We start from the raw sequence: 17,310 nt of genomic DNA on the forward strand, positions 1-17,310 counted from the left end.
TCTAAAAACTTTTCTGCCAGAATGGTGACAGCTTTTTATAAAGCACTAATCATATCCGAGCCGATTGCTCGGGTTACGTCCCGGTTCCTTCCCGGGGACGTAACCCCGAGCGGCCATTAACAGTCCTCCCGAGTCTTTGGGATTTTATTTTTTGCAATGCTATTGAGGAACCATGACTGACGAGGAACTCAAGGAACTGGTGGCCAGTCTGGCCATTGCCCAACAGGAAACAGATCGCCAACTTAAAGAAAAATTTGGTGAAACAGATCGCCAACTCAAAGAAAAATTTGGTGAAACAGATCGCCAACTCAAGGAATTATCCAAAAATATTGGTGGTTTGAGCAACAAATTTGGCACCTTTACCGAAGCCATGGCGTTTCCTTCCATGTCCAGAATCATGGAAGAACAGTTTGGCATGGATACCTTCACAACAAGGTTGAAACGCAAAAAAGCTGGAGAACACGCTGAAGTGGATGCCATTGCCTACACCAACGGCAAAGTCAATGAACTGTATGTCATCGAAGTTAAAAGCGCGCTGGATAAGCGCGAGGTGAAACAGGTGATCAAAACCCTGAAACGCTTTCGTGAGTTTTTTCCTGAATTCGCAGAAAAAACCATTAAGGGCGTGGTGGCGTATGTGGACGCGCAGGAATCCGCCAAGGATGCTGTTTTGAAAGCTGGTTTGTTTCTGGCCGCTATCCACGATGGCCTGTTTTCCATGGAAACCCCTGCCGATTTCAAACCGCAACTTTTCTGAGGATCATAATTGATGAAGTAAAGCATCATTCTTCAATCTGGTAATTTTCCAGGGCCTGCTCCAATCGAGTACGGTAAACTTCAATGAGTTCTTCCTGTTTTTCCTCACTCACCTCACCTTCCAGCAGATGAATGGAATGAACCGCATAGGTTGCTCCTGCCATATTGATGGCGGAGGCAATCAACGCGGGGCTGTAACTTTCCTGAAGCTGATTGGCCAGTTCAATAAAGGCGTTGGTCAGATGGTCATGAATTTTGGCGATTTGCTGATGTTCTGGAGTCCATGTAGTCATAAAAAATTGCTAAAAAATATTTAAAAAACAGGCACCGTTCAAAAGTAGTTGACACTTTGCTGTCGTTCCAGCGCAGACAGATATCCAGTCCATCTCACCGGCAAAGGACTGGATACCTGCCTGCGCTGGTATGACATTGAAGGGCAAATTGTAAGGCACGACAAAAGAATAAGTTGTAAAAGATGGAACGGTTACGAACGTCCCGTTCGTAACCAGAAAGTTTTCCATGTTATTTTTTGTGCGTTCCCAAGTTAGAACTGCGTGGTTGATTTTCAAGATTTCTCGCCTTCGGCTCGAAAAAATCTCTTTTGCACACGGTAGCCCCGGAACGTAACCCGTGGCTATCATTCCCGGTACTGCCTTGTATGGTTTTCCCCGATCATTGGCAAAACGATGACCATAGTCAAACGGTGAGGTGCCTGCGTCTCATCGGGAATCGTTCCATAATGCACCTCCGGTGCCATTTCACAGACCAGCGGAATGCCCTCAGAGGAAGGATTGGGAGGAGCCTCACTGGTGGTAGGGAACCAGCGTCAACGTTTCCCTTTCACAAGCGTAACGAAAACATCATGGCTGGGTCTGAACCGCCGGGGAATATTCAAAACACAGTAATGTAATGTCATCATCCCAAGGAGTATTGGGGGACCATTTTTTGAGATGGGATATCAAGTGTTCACTGAGTTCCTGAAGGGAAGAATTCTGGTGTTGTTTGAGAAATCTGATGAGGCGTCGCCTTCCAAATTGTTCGGTTTGGAGATTTTGCCATTCGGTGATGCCATCCGTATACAGAAAAATTCGATCGCCTGGCATCAGATGATCGGATTCTTCCTGATAATCAAAGGCTGGATTGTCAAACATTCCCAAAGGAAGCCCGCCTGTTTTCATACTTCTTTCCGGAGAGCCATCTGCCGGCAGAAGAATCAATCCGGGATGTCCGGCATTACATGTCTGCAATCGACCCTCCGGGAAAATTCGCAGATAGATTCCTGTCACGGCTTTTTCGGCCTTTGTTTTTTTAAATAACAACCTGTTCAGGAGTTGGAGCGTTTTGTTTGTGGAGAGGTGAGGAGAAATACTGTCTAGTCCGATTTGGGTTATCATGGTCATGAAGGCGGCAGAAATTCCATGACCGGTAGCATCTCCGATAAAAACATTCACGGCACCATCCCGGTTTATGGAAAAATCATAGAGATCCCCTGAAACCTCTCTTGATGGGAGATATAGGGAATAAAAATTCAGAAAGGATACCTGTGGAAAGGAGGGCAGTACTGCTTTTTGAAATTCAGCCGCCAGATGCAGTTCGGCTTCCATCAATTGAGTTTTTTGTTCAAGCTGTTTCTGGAGAAGTTTGCGGTTGGTGATATCGCGACTCACACCGATGATTTCCACATCTCCAAGCGAATTGCGAACAATATTTGTGGTCACTTCAGTATTGACGATGGAGCCATCTTTACACGGTTGATCTACTTCTGTTGAGGTGATGTGACTTTTCAAATTTCTGGTCAGAAATTTAGTCATCCCCTCACGTAACGTAGTTTCTACGACCTTCTGTGATTCTGGAGTCAGTGCCTCATTTACGGGTTGAACCATGATTTCTTCCGGAGTGTATCCTCTTAATTTTTTTACGGAAGGGCTGACATAGGTGAACTGTCCCTTATAGGGATCCATCGTCCAGATGACGTCAGCCGCATTTTCAGAAATAAGCCGATAACGTGCCTCACTCTGCTGTAGAGCTTCTTCCACCTGCTTGCGCCTGGTGATATCATGGGTAACACTGATAATATGGGGATTCCCTTGCAAATTAATGATTCTGGCGGACATGATTCCGATGAAATGACTGCCATCTTTGCTTTGGAACTGGAACTCCAGATTTTGAATTTTCCCTTTGTCTTTCAAGGTTTCAACCGTCTTCTGCCGATCTTTTGGATTCTTCCAGATATTCAACTCCAGGGCTGTTTTGCCAATCACCTCAGACCGCGAAAATCCAAACAATGCGGAGAATCCATCATTGACACTTAAAATATAGCCATCATCCAGACGTGTCACCAGGACGGAATCGGGGTTGGTATTGAAAAACAGTTCCAACTCTTCCTTGGATTCCTGAATTTCCGCAGTCAATCGTTGATTGACCATTAAAATAAAACCAAAGATCCATAGGGTACTGGTGATCAAGGTTACCATAAAGGTGGTGACCTGAACTTCTGAATCACTAAAGAGGCCACCGTTTACACCGCCCATCAGAGGTGTTATGGCCCGCAAGCTAAATAATCCCCCATTGATCAAAAACACTACGATGAGGAACCGGGCAGACGTTGTGAAAGAATTTTTTTTGTAAAGCCACAGGCTTCTGACAATCAGAAAGCAAACCAGGGCTATCGCAACGGATATGTTGATGCGGCGAATCGTTAAATCATTTTGGATGTAGGTGAAATAAATTGTGATCAGGATCGCCAGAGTAAAGAACAGAAGGAGGGGCCGACATTGCTCTCTCTGATCCATAAATCGAAGGAATCCTGTATGGATAAACAGAAAGCCCCCCAGGAACAGGATGTTATTTGAAACTATCGCAATCAAACCAAAGTTAGGGTGATGGCGCAAGAGATTGAAGACAAAACCCACTGATAACAGGGTCTGCCCTAGCGCCAACCAGCCAGTTCCCTGATGGGTTTTATTGATCCGATATTGGGCGACAAGGACAAGAACCTGCAAGATATTGATAATGCCATGGATAAACGCAAGAGTTGGAAGGTCAATAGGCATAAGCATGTTTATCCTGAAATCCCTGTATTAATGACGGAATAGCCACTGATAGTGGTCCAGATAAGTTTTGTCCAATGGCCTGATTTTTACAGGGTAGCCATTCATCCGTAAAACAGGGAAGAGATGAGATGTGAGAAATGAGATCCCGGAGTCCGGATCTTTCCCTCATTTCTTTCGTAAGTGTCAAGAGACTTTACCGATAATCCTGTAGAACGTATCAGACGACTAGTGATTCTTTTGCCGTTCCAAAGGCTCAGTGTTTTCCGGGAGGTTCAGAAAACCGGGATTGAGTTGAGGATACTTATAGGTCACTATGACTTCCGCACCTTCCTGGGGAATGGCGGTTCCAAAAAATGTGATCGTTCTGCTTGCGAAATTATATAAAAAGCCGTTTTCACCACTCAAGGGAAGTATTTCAACACCATTGACGGTGACCTGGATGCGGGAATAGGGAACATCCTTTTCGGTTAATTGATAACGTCCGCCTCGTGCCTGCTGGATAATGATATCCAGTGTTGCGCCATAATCAGCCTGGCATATGTTGCCATAGGTTCCACCTGTTTTATTGACCAGCTTTTTATAGTCTTCACTGCCTGAAGCATTTCCCCCCGTCCCCGAACAACCTGTGTCAGGATCTGCCACAATCGCATGTGCCAGATAACCATTGTCGACAAACAAATTTGACTCAAAATTGAAGGCGGCATTCGAACCGTAGGATGAATACTGATCTCGTTCATCGCTGATAAAAATCACGGATAGCGTAGCGCCTGACCGTGGATATCCTGCCGTTACCACAGTCCCCCCGGCTAATAGCGATTTCTCGGCAAAGTATAGTCCGGACTCGATTCCCGAGCCGTCAATACCAACTTTAACCGCTGTCTCAAAACTGGCTTTATCCTTGGTGAAACCTGTTCCGCGCAGAATGTCTCCATCCAAATCAATTTCTGAAGCGGCTTTGTATGTTGGACCCGTAGTGATCACACCGATCATGAAATCCAGTCCGGCATTGGCCAGCTTGGTGAAAAAATTAGTGGCATTGTTGGCCACGGCCACTTGTTCTTCGTTCATGCTTCCGGAGTTATCAACAACCATGAGAAAATCCGCTTTCTGAATCCGTTCTCCAGCAGTGAAGATATTCCGGGTTGTCTTCAATGTGATTCCATAATTAATGATATTTGTAAAATTGACGGCTCCATTGATCAGGCCCTGATAAACGTCATAATTTGTGGTTGGAACAACCGCCGCGGCAAGGAGTACGTCGGCGGCGTTGCGATAAAGCAGCGAGACTTGCAAGCGGAAGGCTTGAGTGGCAGAACCATTCACGACAGTGCCGGAAACCTGAAAGTTTTTTATGCCCAGAGATTCCAGAATTTTGAGGACAAGTTCATGACCGGTTGTGGCTGTGGCCAGAGGAACCGAGTAGTTTCCATTCACGGCACCGCCAGTTGTTTTACCAGCGCTTGATGTGGCTACAGCGACAGCGAGGATGCTTTCTCCCGAGGTGATCCCCAAAGACTGTTGCAGTGTCGGGATGATCAGATCCATGGCTCCACTGGCAGTTGTCGCGGCAGTCGCACTCATATCCAGGGTTGTGACAAAACCATGAACATGCCCGCTGGTATCCTGAAACAGGGCACCATCCACAGTGTCGCTTACAATCGAAAGCCGGGTTATGTTTTCCGGAATCAGATAGGTGCTACCATCCTTCATGCTTATTTTAAATGCGTGGTCAGAACTGGTTGTGGTTGTTGTCGAATTTGAGTCACTGCTTGAATCCGAACAGGATGGAATTCCTGACCAAAGGACAAATAAACAAATCAGAAATGCTGATGAGCGAAAAAATCTGCGATAATTTTTATATTTTCCGGGCATAACAGACCTGTGGTGGATTTTTAAAATCGTTTAAACACGGCGATGGGGCTTCCCCCTGTAGCGGATTTATAGACATCAAAATAAGAATCTTCTCCAAGGGTGTAGAACGAATAGAAACCTGAGCCTGACAACCCCGGTAAATCGCTGATTTTGCCATTGCATCCGTTCAGGGAATTGTCACCTCTGAATTCCAGATAGACTTCCAGACGGGTTCCCTTCATTTTTGAATGAAACACACCGGAAATCACTTCCCATGTTCCCCTGTTTTCGTCAGTCACGTTGCCACGATTGTAGATATCAAAGGTGCCGGTCGGATCATAGTGATGCGTAATATTGCAACCATAGTCCACTTCATAACCGGAAGTTTGTTGCCAGTTTCCAGGTAGAATATCCAAGCCATCCTGCCTGGAGGTTTCTGCTGAATCCCGCTCAGAACATCCGGTTAGCATCATGATGAAAATAACAGACAAGAACAGATATTTCATGAAACCTCATGCATGATTCAAAGAATGAAACAGTCATATATCATGGAATGGTACCTTGCCATTCTCATAATCTTTTGAAGTTTTTTACATATTGGAAAGCTCTTCGCAAGAGATGGATGTGAAGAAATTATGAAATAATTAAATAAATCATTTTTTAGGGTTCCTATCTTTAATATTGCAAGGTCATAATGGCTTTGCTAGAGCTATATTCTGACCTCATGAAATTGTTAACGTCTGGAGCAATCGAAAAATGGAATCTGAAATCAGAGAACTGGTAGAGGCTTTTGTCGTAGAGAGCCGCGAAATGATGGAAACCCTTGAACCCATTCTGATCGGTTTGACATCTGTAACTTCCACGGAAGAAATTGAATCGGGAATCAACAATGTATTCCGCTTGTTTCATACCATCAAAGGGGGGGCCGGCTTTCTCAATCTGAAATATATTGAGCGTCTCACCCATCGTTCAGAAAATATTCTGCAGGTCTTGCGCAAGGAACCCCGGAAATTTAATCCTGATTATGTGGATACACTCACAGAATCCTGCGATCTGATGCATAAGATGCTGGATCAGACGGAACAGCAATATTCCGATCAGGGATTTGAAGATGAAGTTGGCACACTCATTCAACATCTTGAACAAATTTATGCGGGACTGCAGGACGAAAAAATCATACAGGTTGCTACAGGAATTCCTCAAAAAACAAAACCAGCGCCTAAAGAGCCTGTTGCTCAGCAGGTTCCAGCGACGCAACCCCAAAAAAACCAAGTCCCACCCGCACCAAAACAAGCTGTTGTTCAACCAATCGCCGGGACTCAACCTCAACAGCCACAAATAAAGTCCTCAACGCAGGCGGACCTGCCACCTGAATGGATCGATATCGGCAGTGCTGACATTTCCATCACACCAGAAATGATGGCCAGTTTTATTCAGGAAGGTGAAGAACAACTTCAGTCACTTGAAGATATCCTCATGGTCATGAAACAGATTCCAGGGGATACGGCAGAACATGAATTCATTGAAACAGCGTTTCGCAATGTTCATACGCTGAAAGGAAACGCGGGATTTCTAAATGTACAACCGATTGAATCATCCAGTCATCGTGCTGAAAATTTGATGGGAGAGGTGCGTGAGGGCACACGAAAAATAGATGAGGCCGCCATTCAGGGATTGCTGATGTACGTTGATGTAATCAGACAGGGTTTCAAACAGATTGAGTCCAGAAAACAGATCAATGCCGCCCTTTTCAGACCATTGGAAGAACATCTGGAAGCGCTCATTGACGGCAGGCTTCCGGATCAACATGACGCGTTTGATACCAGTTCTGTGCAATTGCCAGATAATTCAGAGAAGGAATCGTCGGAACATGGGGACGGTGACGAACAAGAGGCAGAATCACCTGCTGTAACCGTTAATAATGATCAGCCGATTGTTGAGTATAAAGTAACCATCACGCCGGAAATGAATCAGATTTTTGTGAATGAAGGCCTTGAACAACTCCAGTCTCTGGAAGATGCCATGCTGGTCATTTCGCAATTGCCTGAGGATGATTCCGTGAGTGCGTTTATTGATACGGCGTTCCGTAATGTTCACACCGTGAAGGGCAATGCCGGTTTTTTAAATGTCTCGCCCATTGAATCCTTGAGTCATCATGCCGAAAATCTGCTGGGAAACATACGTGATGGAAAAATCATTATTCATGAAAATCATATTCAGGCCCTGCTGAAATATATTGATGTGATACGCCAGCATCTCAAAAACATGAGCCAGGGAATCAATCTGAACGCATCCCTGAATGTTGATACAGAACAACAGCTTTTATCCGCATTGCAGGGAAGGCCTGACAAACCGGAAGCGTCAGCAACTCCACCAAAATCTGTTCCATCGACCAGGTCTGCGCCAGCAACAGGGACTCAACCTACGGAAAATAAACAACCGGCGCAACAGAAACCTGCTGAACCTGTACTCAATGTTACAGAAAAAGAAAAAACTGTTTCGTCAGGAAAAGCTCAAACGCCACCGTCATCATCTGTCGCACAGGCAACCAGAGAATCTGCTGTGGAGCACAAACATCCGATCCCCGTAGCCGCAACGAAAACCTCGACGGTTCGCCAGGAAATTCGGGTGAGCACAGACAAGATTGATCAACTGGTCAATTTGATTGGAGAACTCGTGATTGGTGAGGCCATGCTGGCCAATCATTTGAACAATATCGCAGGAAATGAATATTCAGAACAGTTTATCACCCAACTCAACAAAAACATCAGGGATTTACAGGAAGTCGCCATGTCCATGCGGATGATTCCGGTTTCCGGTGTTTTTCGCAAAATGATCCGCGTGGTTCACGATGTTTCCAAAAAAGTGAATAAACCTGTCGTGCTTGATCTCGTGGGTGAAGAAACAGAAGTGGACAAGACGGTGGTTGAACAAATTGCGGATCCTTTGCTTCATATTGTACGGAATGCGGTGGATCATGGAATTGACACGCCTGAAGAACGAAAAGCCGCCGGAAAACCGGAAACCGGCAACATCCGTCTGGAAGCCAAACATGCGGGCAATGAAATATTGATCATCATTCAGGATGATGGGCGTGGATTGAATGAAGAACGAATCCTGGCCAAAGCCATTGAAAAAAATATTGTATCTCCTGAAGATCAATTAACACCCAATGAAATCTGGAATCTGGTGTTTGCACCGGGATTTTCAACCTCCGAGCAAGTGACGGATCTCTCTGGTAGAGGCGTTGGGATGGATGTCGTGAAACGAAATATTGAACAACTTCGCGGGCGCATTGATATTTTTTCAGAAAAGGGAAAAGGCTCACGATTTGTACTCCGGCTGCCTTTGACACTGGCAATTATTGACGGCATGCTGGTTAAGGTAGGAAACTCTGTTTATGCGATTCCCATTGTTGAAATTCAGGAATCTGTCAAACCCAAAGAGACAGATATCACGCGGATGTCTGATGGAACAGAGGTCATACAGATCAGGGAACAGTTGTTGCCCGTCATTAGACTCCATCGACTGCATCATATTCCGACTCAGATCACCGACCTGAATGACGGTCTGTTGATAGTCATTGAGTCGGAAAACCGCAGATTGTGTCTGTTTGTGGATGAACTCATCGGACAACAGCAGATTGTGATCAAAGCTCTGCCTGAATATTTGGGTGATTTACCATATCTGTCAGGCTGTACCATTCTTGGTGACGGCAGCATCAGCATGATTTTGGATACCTCGAAATTTTTTATGGCACTGCAATAAAACGCTTTTATCCCGGGCACTCGAAGAGACGCGTTATACATGTCTCTACAGCTCTGAGACGTGGGATTATTCCAGAAAATTGACAAAGGATTGAGGATACCAGTCTACGGAACGGATGGAATTGATTTTAATGACTGCGGTTTCACCTGTGCCGGTATTAAAGCCGATTTTTCTTCCCCGTTTCCCGCCGACTTCCTGAGAGGTCACAGAAATATTCTGTTTATCAAGTATTTCCATTCCAATTCTGGCATTTTGTTCGTGAATATCCGCTTGGTACAATTCATGTTCAGGATTGCAGGCTCCTCCAAAAATTTGAGCTTCAATGTCTTCTCTGCAAGCCCCAAGACTCAGCATTTCCTGTATGAGCGAAATGATCGCAGGTGCTGCATAATAGGAGGTGGAGGGTTTTTCCGGTTCCCGGCAGGGAAAACAGTAATAGGTCATTCCACCCAACCGGACTCTGGAATCATATAATGTGACCACAATCCCGGAACCCACCACCGCAAAGAGGGTTTCCGGTGTCTCAGGGATGTAGCCATACCCCGGTTTGAGATAAGGGAAATCAGTTACTGTTCTAACAATCATGGGTGTCCGAATCGTTAAAAAATAAAAATCAGACACATTTTTGCATGTTCTATACCGTAATGACTCCGATCACAATCACTCAAGATTCGAATCATGACAGGATATCGTATCATTTTTAATTGTGTGCCTACTCTTGTTCACAGGACGGTAGCGGTTTTTTCATGAAACTGTGCCCGTGAACATGGCAGTCTGGTTCATGACTGTCAATGTCCGCAGGGGCATGGTCTCCGCAACTGCATGGATCAAACAGTTCCTTGGCGAGCAGTTTCCTGACTTCTTCAGGCAGAGGTGTTGTTTCATCCGCAAGTTTCCATTTATGCGTCAAGGCGGTTCTGACAGATTCTTTTTGTAAATGAAGTCGAACCAGAGGCGGCAATTCCCGACGATAAAGATAGCCACAATCTGGACACGTGCATTCTACTGGTGCATCTTCATCCTCAAAATAATCCATTTCCTTGTCAATCTCTTCAACTGTTCCACAGTGCGGACACAGCACATCAATCATTCGTGGCATTCTTTACTCCGCTAAGGAATGTTCAAAAATAACATGGAAAACTTTCTGGTTACGAATGGGAAGTTCGTAACCGTTCCAGTACCCAGCGGTGGGTGCGAAGCTATACTTCGCATGAGGGAGACATGCCCTCGGGACGTAGGGCATGAGCAAACTTTTACAACGTATTCTTTTGCCATTCCTTAGCTATATTTAAGCCTGTTGGGTGGTCTGATTTAAAACAAATAAGCCAGTTCCAGATCAAGTTGGGATTTCAGGTTTTCCAGACCGTCAGCGGCTTTTTGATCAGACATCCAGTAGCTTGCGCGGGAAATGAGTTTTTTGGCGAGAGTGTAGGACAGACCAAGATAGATGTTCTGGACATTGATGGTGTCCACTTTCCGTTGTTCGATGGCGAACGTGGTGCCCAGATTGCGGGTCAGATCAATGTCGATACCCAGATTGACATCAGCGACATTCTTGATTTCACCGGCACCATCATTCACACCGGAACTACCCAGATTCAGGAACGGGGTGAGGCTTTGGGACAGGAAGGTGAAGGACAGTGAAAGGCCAAGATAGGATTCTGTTTTCTTAACAGCATTTTTCGCGCCAGTAGCATCCACATTGAAATCATTGTCGGTGAAGGATTTGGCTTCATATTCCAGACCAAAATCAAAGAAATCAAAATCCACTTTTCCTAATAAATTGGCGACACCAATATTGCCCTGATTATCATCGGCCGCAACAGATATATCTCCGCTATGCGTGCTATACGCCAGTGAAATTTCTGCTTCGGAAATGGGGAAAATGCTGACCTCAAGATTGGGTTGGGCATGGTCATTGTTACCGTAGGATCCCTGATGGGTTTTGCCTAGTTCTGTCATGAATTCATGGCCTAAGGCAATTCCATTTCGACCACCAACGTCAATCAAGCCCATTCTGGTTCTGAACATTCCTTTGGACAGTTCGCCATAGGCTTCGTAGGGGGCTGTACCGGTAGTGTCACTCAACAGTGTAAGTTTTCCACCAATGCTGAGTTTATCCTGCTCATTCACCACCAGCGAATCCTCCAACGTCAGATATGCCCGATAATCCATCAAGGTTTGGGAATAGCCCTGTTTCGAGTTTTCAGGAGTCAGGCTATGCAATCCGCTGTAAAGCTCACCGCTGATTGCGGGAGTTCCAGCAGAAGCGGTGCTCACTTGCCATGAAAGGAAGAGGATAGACAACAATAGACGTTTTTGGAATTTCATAAGGCTGGCTGTTAAAAAAGATTGATCATCATGAGTTACTCTTAACCCTGTTACCCAAATTAATATTCAGTCCCACACTGATGGAAGCTTTGTCTGATCCTGACGACCGTTTACGTGAAACGATTGCGTCGACATCGCCATTCAACAATCCCTGATCAATCACGGATTGCAAAGAGAGTTCCTTGCGTTGCGCGATTTGAATGGCCTTTCGCAATTGATCCAGAGAATTCAATTGCACATAGCATTCACAAATTTCCGTAAAGGTAAAACCTGTATGCAACGCAAGGATTTCACATATCCGGTCTGTGAGAAAGTCTCCGGTTTTAAATGATTTTTCTGCCATGAGTGTTTGTCCTGAAAAAGAACTTAAATGATTTTCTTGGCGAAAGTTAATGGCATTTGCGCGCGCAATTCACCAAACGTATCGCCTGAAAAGGTCCAGGTATTTTTCCCCAGACAAGAGCGCAAGGGATCCCCCAGCATGACTGTCTTTGGTTCATTTTCTGCCATGATCACTTCCAGATCACAATCCAGGGGAACTGTCATATAGGACTCAATCAGGAAAATCATGAGTCTGCATTCCTGGGAACCATTGAGCAAAAGATGAAACCTGTCATAGGACACAGGCCCAAGGGTGATCGTGATTTTTCCATTGCTGTCTTCTGTTTGTTCACCAACAATCGAGTTTTCACCCAATTCACAGTTGACCATGCCCAATTCAAATTTTTGTTTGGGATGCACAGGAACTGTACGTCTGACACATTGGGTGATGTTCACCTTGACGCCCTTCAGGGCATCTTCCAGAAGGGTTGTGAGGCCTGTTGCGGATCTTGGTTGTTGACGATATAAGGCAATGTATCGCAACATCTGAAACGGATCAGGTAAAAACCGTTCGAGCTCAACCTGATGAATTCCCAGTAAATCAAACAGCATCCAGGAATATTTAGGAGATTGAACTTCAATGACCTGCTGGAGCAGTTGGTATTTTTGCGAGGAACGATAGAACAGGGTGTATAAACGTTGATGCACCACATCCAGCAGAACTCTGGCAAAATTTTTATCTTCCAATTCAGCGGACAACAGATCTTCGGTGTACCATGAGGGCAATGGCGAAGAAATGCCATACAAACCCAGAATCGTGGTTTGAAGGTCAAAGCCTTCACCATCCTGCGTTTGGTCGATGGACGCAATATCCGATTCAGGAAAATCCAGTGACAGTTGCGGACGGATTCTGATTTTTCCGGAATCCTCCAATTTTTCACCGATGACTCTTTCCAGCAGACGAATCGCCTGATAGTAAGAAAATTTTCCGGGATTTTGCAACAACTGGTCTGTTACAGAATGGGACGTGTTCCCAGACGAGGCTGCCATTGAATTGTCTCCCATTTTGCGGTGTCTTCAAAAGTTAGTGCGGTGTAAGTATTAAAACTGGCATAGGTCGCAAAAAAATAATCCAGAATCGAGCCGAACAGAAACATGTCGCCGAGACTGGCAAACTGATCACTTCTTGTTTTGATATGGATGGACTGCCCACGATAAACATCCCGTTTGAACAATCGTTCTTCCGGAGTCACTGTCATCTCATACATGCTGTTGACTCTGCGTAGATTGGCTATTTCCCGTGGTTTGTCCTTGTTGTCCTGAATAATGTAGTGATTCAGCAAGGCGGTGAGACTCTCTATGGTTGACAGTGAGTTCGTATTGATAGAGAGGTCGGCCAGCAATTTCCAGAGTAAATTACCATACAATGCCGGAGCATGGCTGAGGGTTGGTGGAATAAGATTTTTGAACGTTGCCAACTCAGGCGTGTTGCTCGTCGGTTTTGAAATATCTCCGGCCTGTAAACCAGCGGGTAAATCAGCGTTGGTGCAAGAAATACGTGCCATCATGATTTCGGAATCGGTCAGGGTTTCACCCGGTGGATAGGCCAATGACAAAAAGATATCCGTTTCGGAGCTTCTGATTGAAGGACGGAACACCACCTGATAGACCGGCGCATTCTGGCGAAGTTGAAAATCCGTGAAGGGAATGAATTGTCGTTTGCCCGGTGTTCCTCGCATCAAACCAGATACCTGGTCCACTGAATAAATCTGATATGTTCCCGGTTTCATTCCTGCGGGCGACAGCAGGACTTCTTTTTCCTGATGCGTGAGTTGCACAGGTGCCGCGTCATGATCAAACAGATTGATGGCTGGAACTGTGAAGAGCTCAAAAGTATCTTTGTTGATTTTAGGCATCACAAATGGAGGAATTCCGCATTTGAAAGAAACGCAGAACTGATTCCCCATGCCTCTGTCGCTCCATTGATCAAGCGCCAAATCAAGAAACAAAAACTTTTCCGGAAACATGAAATATTCATTAAGAATCCGGTAGGATGGAAACAGATTGGACGGATAGGGTAGCAAGGCATCGGCAGGATCAAAGCCAACAGGTGTTAGTTGCCGGCGATCCAACGAGGATGTCGCACCTGTCTGTTTATTGACAATATTGATTCCCTTCATAAAATACTGCAAAAGAAAATAAATATCGCAGGCATTTCCAAAGGGTCCACCCAGATAAAATCTGAGTCGTTTCTGTTGCCAGTTATCCAGTGTGGTTCCATATAATTCAAAAGAAATTTTCAGTTCCACCTGATCAACTGTAATTCCGTCTGATTTGAGTTCCTCGGTTTCAAAACCGGTAATTTTCAACGGCAATAAATCCACATCCTGGCATGTTTTGAAACGACAGGTATTGCCACCCACGGCAAGCGAGTCAATATAGGTGCCCGCAGGAATACGCAACGTGTCACTCAAGTTGTTTTTCGGAGTGAATTTAATGATGGTTGCGGCCGGAACAGGGCGCAGATATTGAGGATTGATGATCTGCATCAACGACTGTACAATTTCCGGGAACTCATCGTTGATTTTTTGATTAATATTGGCGGTTAAAAATGCTGTTCCTTCCAGCAACCGTTCAACATCCGGATCATTGGAGGTCCCATTGAGCAATGGTGCCAGAACCGGATGTTCATTGGAAAAAGCTTCCCCGGTTTCATGTAATTTTTTTAATTCATCTTTATACAAATCCAAAAACATAAGAGATTCTTCCTCCAGGTGGTCAGGTTATAACACCATTTCGATATTGAATGTGCTGTCAGATCGCATTCTGGTACGCATACGAAATGGAATAATATGTTCCATATGGTAAATCGTCGCAGACAAGCCAAACTTTAATGCCATTTCTTGTCCTGAGGACCCCTCAAAGGACACCGCCACGTCTTTCAGTCGCGGTTCATAGGTTTCAATCAGTTCTTTAATTTTTTCCTTGATCGCTTCTGTTTCCGGCGAAATAAAATTTCCGGGAAGGTTTGAAAAGTCCGGCAGACCATATTCCGGATCGCCTGAAACGGTGCCTTGTTTGGTGTTGAGCAGACGGATCAAGTGATTGGAGACAGAGCTTCTCAAACGCTCCACATCATTTTTGACAAATCGTGGTTCCAGGTCTTGACTCTGGTTGATCAGACGCTCAATCAATCGTTCTTCACGCATAGATCATCTCATTCAGAGGAAGTCCAGGTGTCCACATACTCAATACCATCCGGCACCCAGGTCCATGTTATTTTTTCATAAGTAAAGGACACACGTTCCATATGCGGGAGCATGTTTTCGTAAGGTTCAGATCTTGAATAAACCTGCCCCTGTCCATTGCCGGAATCAACCTTGACCTGATGCCAGGAAGCATGTTCCACCAGTTCCCGTCTGTTTTGAATCCAGGGTCTGACATCCACAATGTTGGCATTTTCAAGCTCTACCTTGTAAAATAATTCCGGACTTCCCGCTCTGACAAAACGATGCCAACTGAACGTCACGGTTTTTAGCTTTTCACAGGTACACAGGGCTTGATACAACTTGGGCGTGCTTCTGTCAATTTCCTTATAAATAATAATGGGACGATGGATTCTGATGCCAGTGAACAAACCAGTGCTGGTATTTTGAGGAATTTCAACATTGTGTTCAAACGAATACAGTTCAATGGTTTTTTCAAAATCCTTTTTAATGCAGGAGCCTTCAATGACCCCTTGACTTTCACCTTCAATTTCCATGAAGCCGGGCATAGACATAAGGAATTCTCCAGATTAAGAGTTAAAAAATGATTACAAATCAAGTGAACAGATTTTTAAACATCACCCAAAACGGTTCTCGCTTCAAGGCCTGAAAATGAGCATTGTTATAATTATTCCAACCGGATGAACAGATTTGTTTTTCAATAAAATGTATCACTTCCCGACTGAAATCAGCCCCCAGATTTTCAGAAACAACAACATTGGAGTCCTGATATGTGCGGATCACTTCCGGGTCATATGGAATGGTGCAAAGGTGAGGAATGTCCCATCTGCGTTGCAAATACTGTTCTATCTTGTCCGATGGCAAAGAGTTTTTATTGATAATGAATCCCAGACACTGTGAGTCTGAGCCAACGATTTTTCTGCCATCTCGCAGTGATTCCACCAACTGATCTGCCATCTGCCAGGAAGGCTTGTCCAGTTCTGTGATGATGACATAGGAACTTGCTGCCAGCGCGGACCCCACATTGCTGACATCGGTTCCCCCTCTGGTATCCAGGATGACATAATCGAAAGAATGCTGTTCCTTGATTTCTGACAAAATACCAGACAAGCGATTTGTGAAGGTTTTCAAATCTTCGTAACGTGAAGTCATGGTAAGGTTGATCCGGTTTGTCTCTCTATTCACCTGACTGGGCAAAATATAAAGGTTCTCCCTCGTAAAAGGTTTTTTCAGGAGTATCGGTTCAATCATGGCTTCAGGGGGATTGTCCGTGAAATAATCGGGCAATGCCTGTGTGCCTGATGGGAGCTTGCCGGAAAACGCGAGAAAAGTGGCTCCATGAGTGAAAAAATCCATATCCACAATCAGCGTTTTAAAACCGCACCGGGCGAGTAAATGGGCAATAGAAGAGGCCGTAGCGCTTTTGCCACTGCCTCCTTTTCCACTGAGAACAGCAAAAACACTGGTATTGGCATCTTTCAGGGACGGTCTGACCTGTTTTTGACTGTCTGAAAATAGGAGTTCCAGATCGGGTTGATTTTTTTCACGCCATTCATAGACCCACTTGAAACTTGCGAGACTGAGCAAAATGGTGGCCATACTGATCAGGATTGTCCAGGTAATCCCTCTTATCCAGGTAGTCTCCGCGATTTTTTCAGCAAATCCCGGCGGCTTTTTTTCGGCGGGAGCTATCTCCTGATCCATTTCAGGCATATCCTCAGCAAGATCCTGTGCCGCCACAGTGGTTTCAGGCAAGAACTCCGGAGTGCTCACATCATTCAGTTCCTGCGGTTGGTCTTCGTCAAGAGACATTTCGCCGATATCGCCCTGATCGTCATCAGACTGTTCCGGCACAAGCTGTGTTTCAGCCTGTGAAGCACTCTGGGCATAAAGAAAACAGGGTGTTAGCGCAAACAACAACACCATCAGAAAGGGCATCACCGTTGATGCCATGAGCCGTGAACAATTCATGCAAATCAATTTCAAACAAGTTGATCAAGGCC

General features: G+C 45.1%; 15 protein-coding genes. 2 read left to right on the forward strand and 13 right to left on the reverse strand.

What is annotated here, in order from left to right; genetic code table 11:
• The first annotated feature begins 172 nt into the window (after nt 1-172).
• Complete coding sequence (locus HQM11_00750) at nt 173-757, forward strand: DUF3782 domain-containing protein (GenBank protein ID MBF0349526.1); 585 nt, start codon at nt 173-175, stop codon at nt 755-757.
• A 25-nt stretch (nt 758-782) separates the two neighbouring features.
• Here HQM11_00750 and HQM11_00755 read toward each other — a convergent pair whose 3' ends face one another.
• The 4 genes from HQM11_00755 to HQM11_00770 form a co-directional block, all read right to left on the reverse strand.
• The gene (locus HQM11_00755) at nt 783-1,049 is read right to left on the reverse strand and encodes a DUF3144 domain-containing protein (GenBank protein MBF0349527.1); all 267 of its coding nucleotides are present in this window, start codon (nt 1,047-1,049) and stop codon (nt 783-785) included.
• Nucleotides 1,050-1,616: 567 nt separating this feature from the next.
• Nucleotides 1,617-3,815 (reverse strand): PAS domain S-box protein, encoded by a 2,199-nt coding sequence (locus tag HQM11_00760; GenBank protein MBF0349528.1) that lies wholly within the window; start codon nt 3,813-3,815, stop codon nt 1,617-1,619.
• Between the two features lie 219 nt (nt 3,816-4,034).
• Nucleotides 4,035-5,519: a VWA domain-containing protein gene (locus HQM11_00765; protein ID MBF0349529.1), complete on the reverse strand. Its 1,485-nt coding sequence runs from the start codon at nt 5,517-5,519 to the stop codon at nt 4,035-4,037.
• A 182-nt stretch (nt 5,520-5,701) separates the two neighbouring features.
• Entirely contained in the window at nt 5,702-6,166 is a 465-nt protein-coding gene (locus tag HQM11_00770) for a hypothetical protein (GenBank protein MBF0349530.1), read from the reverse strand.
• A 250-nt stretch (nt 6,167-6,416) separates the two neighbouring features.
• Between HQM11_00770 and HQM11_00775 the strand changes: the two genes are divergently transcribed.
• A complete protein-coding gene (locus HQM11_00775; GenBank protein MBF0349531.1) occupies nt 6,417-9,428 on the forward strand; it encodes an Hpt domain-containing protein in 3,012 nt (1,003 codons plus the stop codon).
• Between the two features lie 66 nt (nt 9,429-9,494).
• On the opposite strand, the gene HQM11_00780 is transcribed toward HQM11_00775, so the two are convergent.
• The 9 genes from HQM11_00780 to HQM11_00820 all read right to left on the reverse strand — a co-directional run bounded on the left by HQM11_00780 (nt 9,495) and on the right by HQM11_00820 (nt 17,278).
• Nucleotides 9,495-10,013 (reverse strand): chemotaxis protein CheD, encoded by a 519-nt coding sequence (locus HQM11_00780; GenBank protein ID MBF0349532.1) that lies wholly within the window; start codon nt 10,011-10,013, stop codon nt 9,495-9,497.
• Nucleotides 10,014-10,140: 127 nt separating this feature from the next.
• The gene (locus tag HQM11_00785) at nt 10,141-10,527 is read right to left on the reverse strand and encodes a hypothetical protein (GenBank protein MBF0349533.1); all 387 of its coding nucleotides are present in this window, start codon (nt 10,525-10,527) and stop codon (nt 10,141-10,143) included.
• Between the two features lie 212 nt (nt 10,528-10,739).
• Complete coding sequence (locus tag HQM11_00790; GenBank protein ID MBF0349534.1) at nt 10,740-11,759, reverse strand: hypothetical protein; 1,020 nt, start codon at nt 11,757-11,759, stop codon at nt 10,740-10,742.
• Between the two features lie 28 nt (nt 11,760-11,787).
• Nucleotides 11,788-12,102 (reverse strand): hypothetical protein, encoded by a 315-nt coding sequence (locus tag HQM11_00795; protein MBF0349535.1) that lies wholly within the window; start codon nt 12,100-12,102, stop codon nt 11,788-11,790.
• A 23-nt stretch (nt 12,103-12,125) separates the two neighbouring features.
• Entirely contained in the window at nt 12,126-13,130 is a 1,005-nt protein-coding gene (gene tssG, locus HQM11_00800; GenBank protein MBF0349536.1) for a type VI secretion system baseplate subunit TssG, read from the reverse strand.
• Nucleotides 13,094-14,836, reverse strand: coding sequence for a type VI secretion system baseplate subunit TssF (gene tssF / locus HQM11_00805; protein MBF0349537.1), 1,743 nt, complete (start codon nt 14,834-14,836; stop codon nt 13,094-13,096). Before tssF ends, tssG begins: the two co-directional genes overlap by 37 nt.
• 27 nt (nt 14,837-14,863) lie before the next feature.
• Nucleotides 14,864-15,289 carry a type VI secretion system baseplate subunit TssE gene (gene tssE, locus HQM11_00810; GenBank protein ID MBF0349538.1) on the reverse strand — a complete coding sequence of 142 codons (426 nt, stop codon included), beginning with the start codon at nt 15,287-15,289 and terminating at the stop codon, nt 14,864-14,866.
• Nucleotides 15,290-15,297: 8 nt separating this feature from the next.
• Complete coding sequence (gene hcp, locus HQM11_00815) at nt 15,298-15,861, reverse strand: type VI secretion system tube protein Hcp (GenBank protein MBF0349539.1); 564 nt, start codon at nt 15,859-15,861, stop codon at nt 15,298-15,300.
• Nucleotides 15,862-15,901: 40 nt separating this feature from the next.
• Entirely contained in the window at nt 15,902-17,278 is a 1,377-nt protein-coding gene (locus tag HQM11_00820) for a ParA family protein (protein ID MBF0349540.1), read from the reverse strand.
• Nucleotides 17,279-17,310: the final 32 nt, after the last annotated feature.

The sequence above is a fragment of the SAR324 cluster bacterium genome (assembly GCA_015232315.1).
In the GTDB taxonomy this organism is placed as follows: domain Bacteria; phylum SAR324; class SAR324; order SAR324; family NAC60-12; genus JADFZZ01.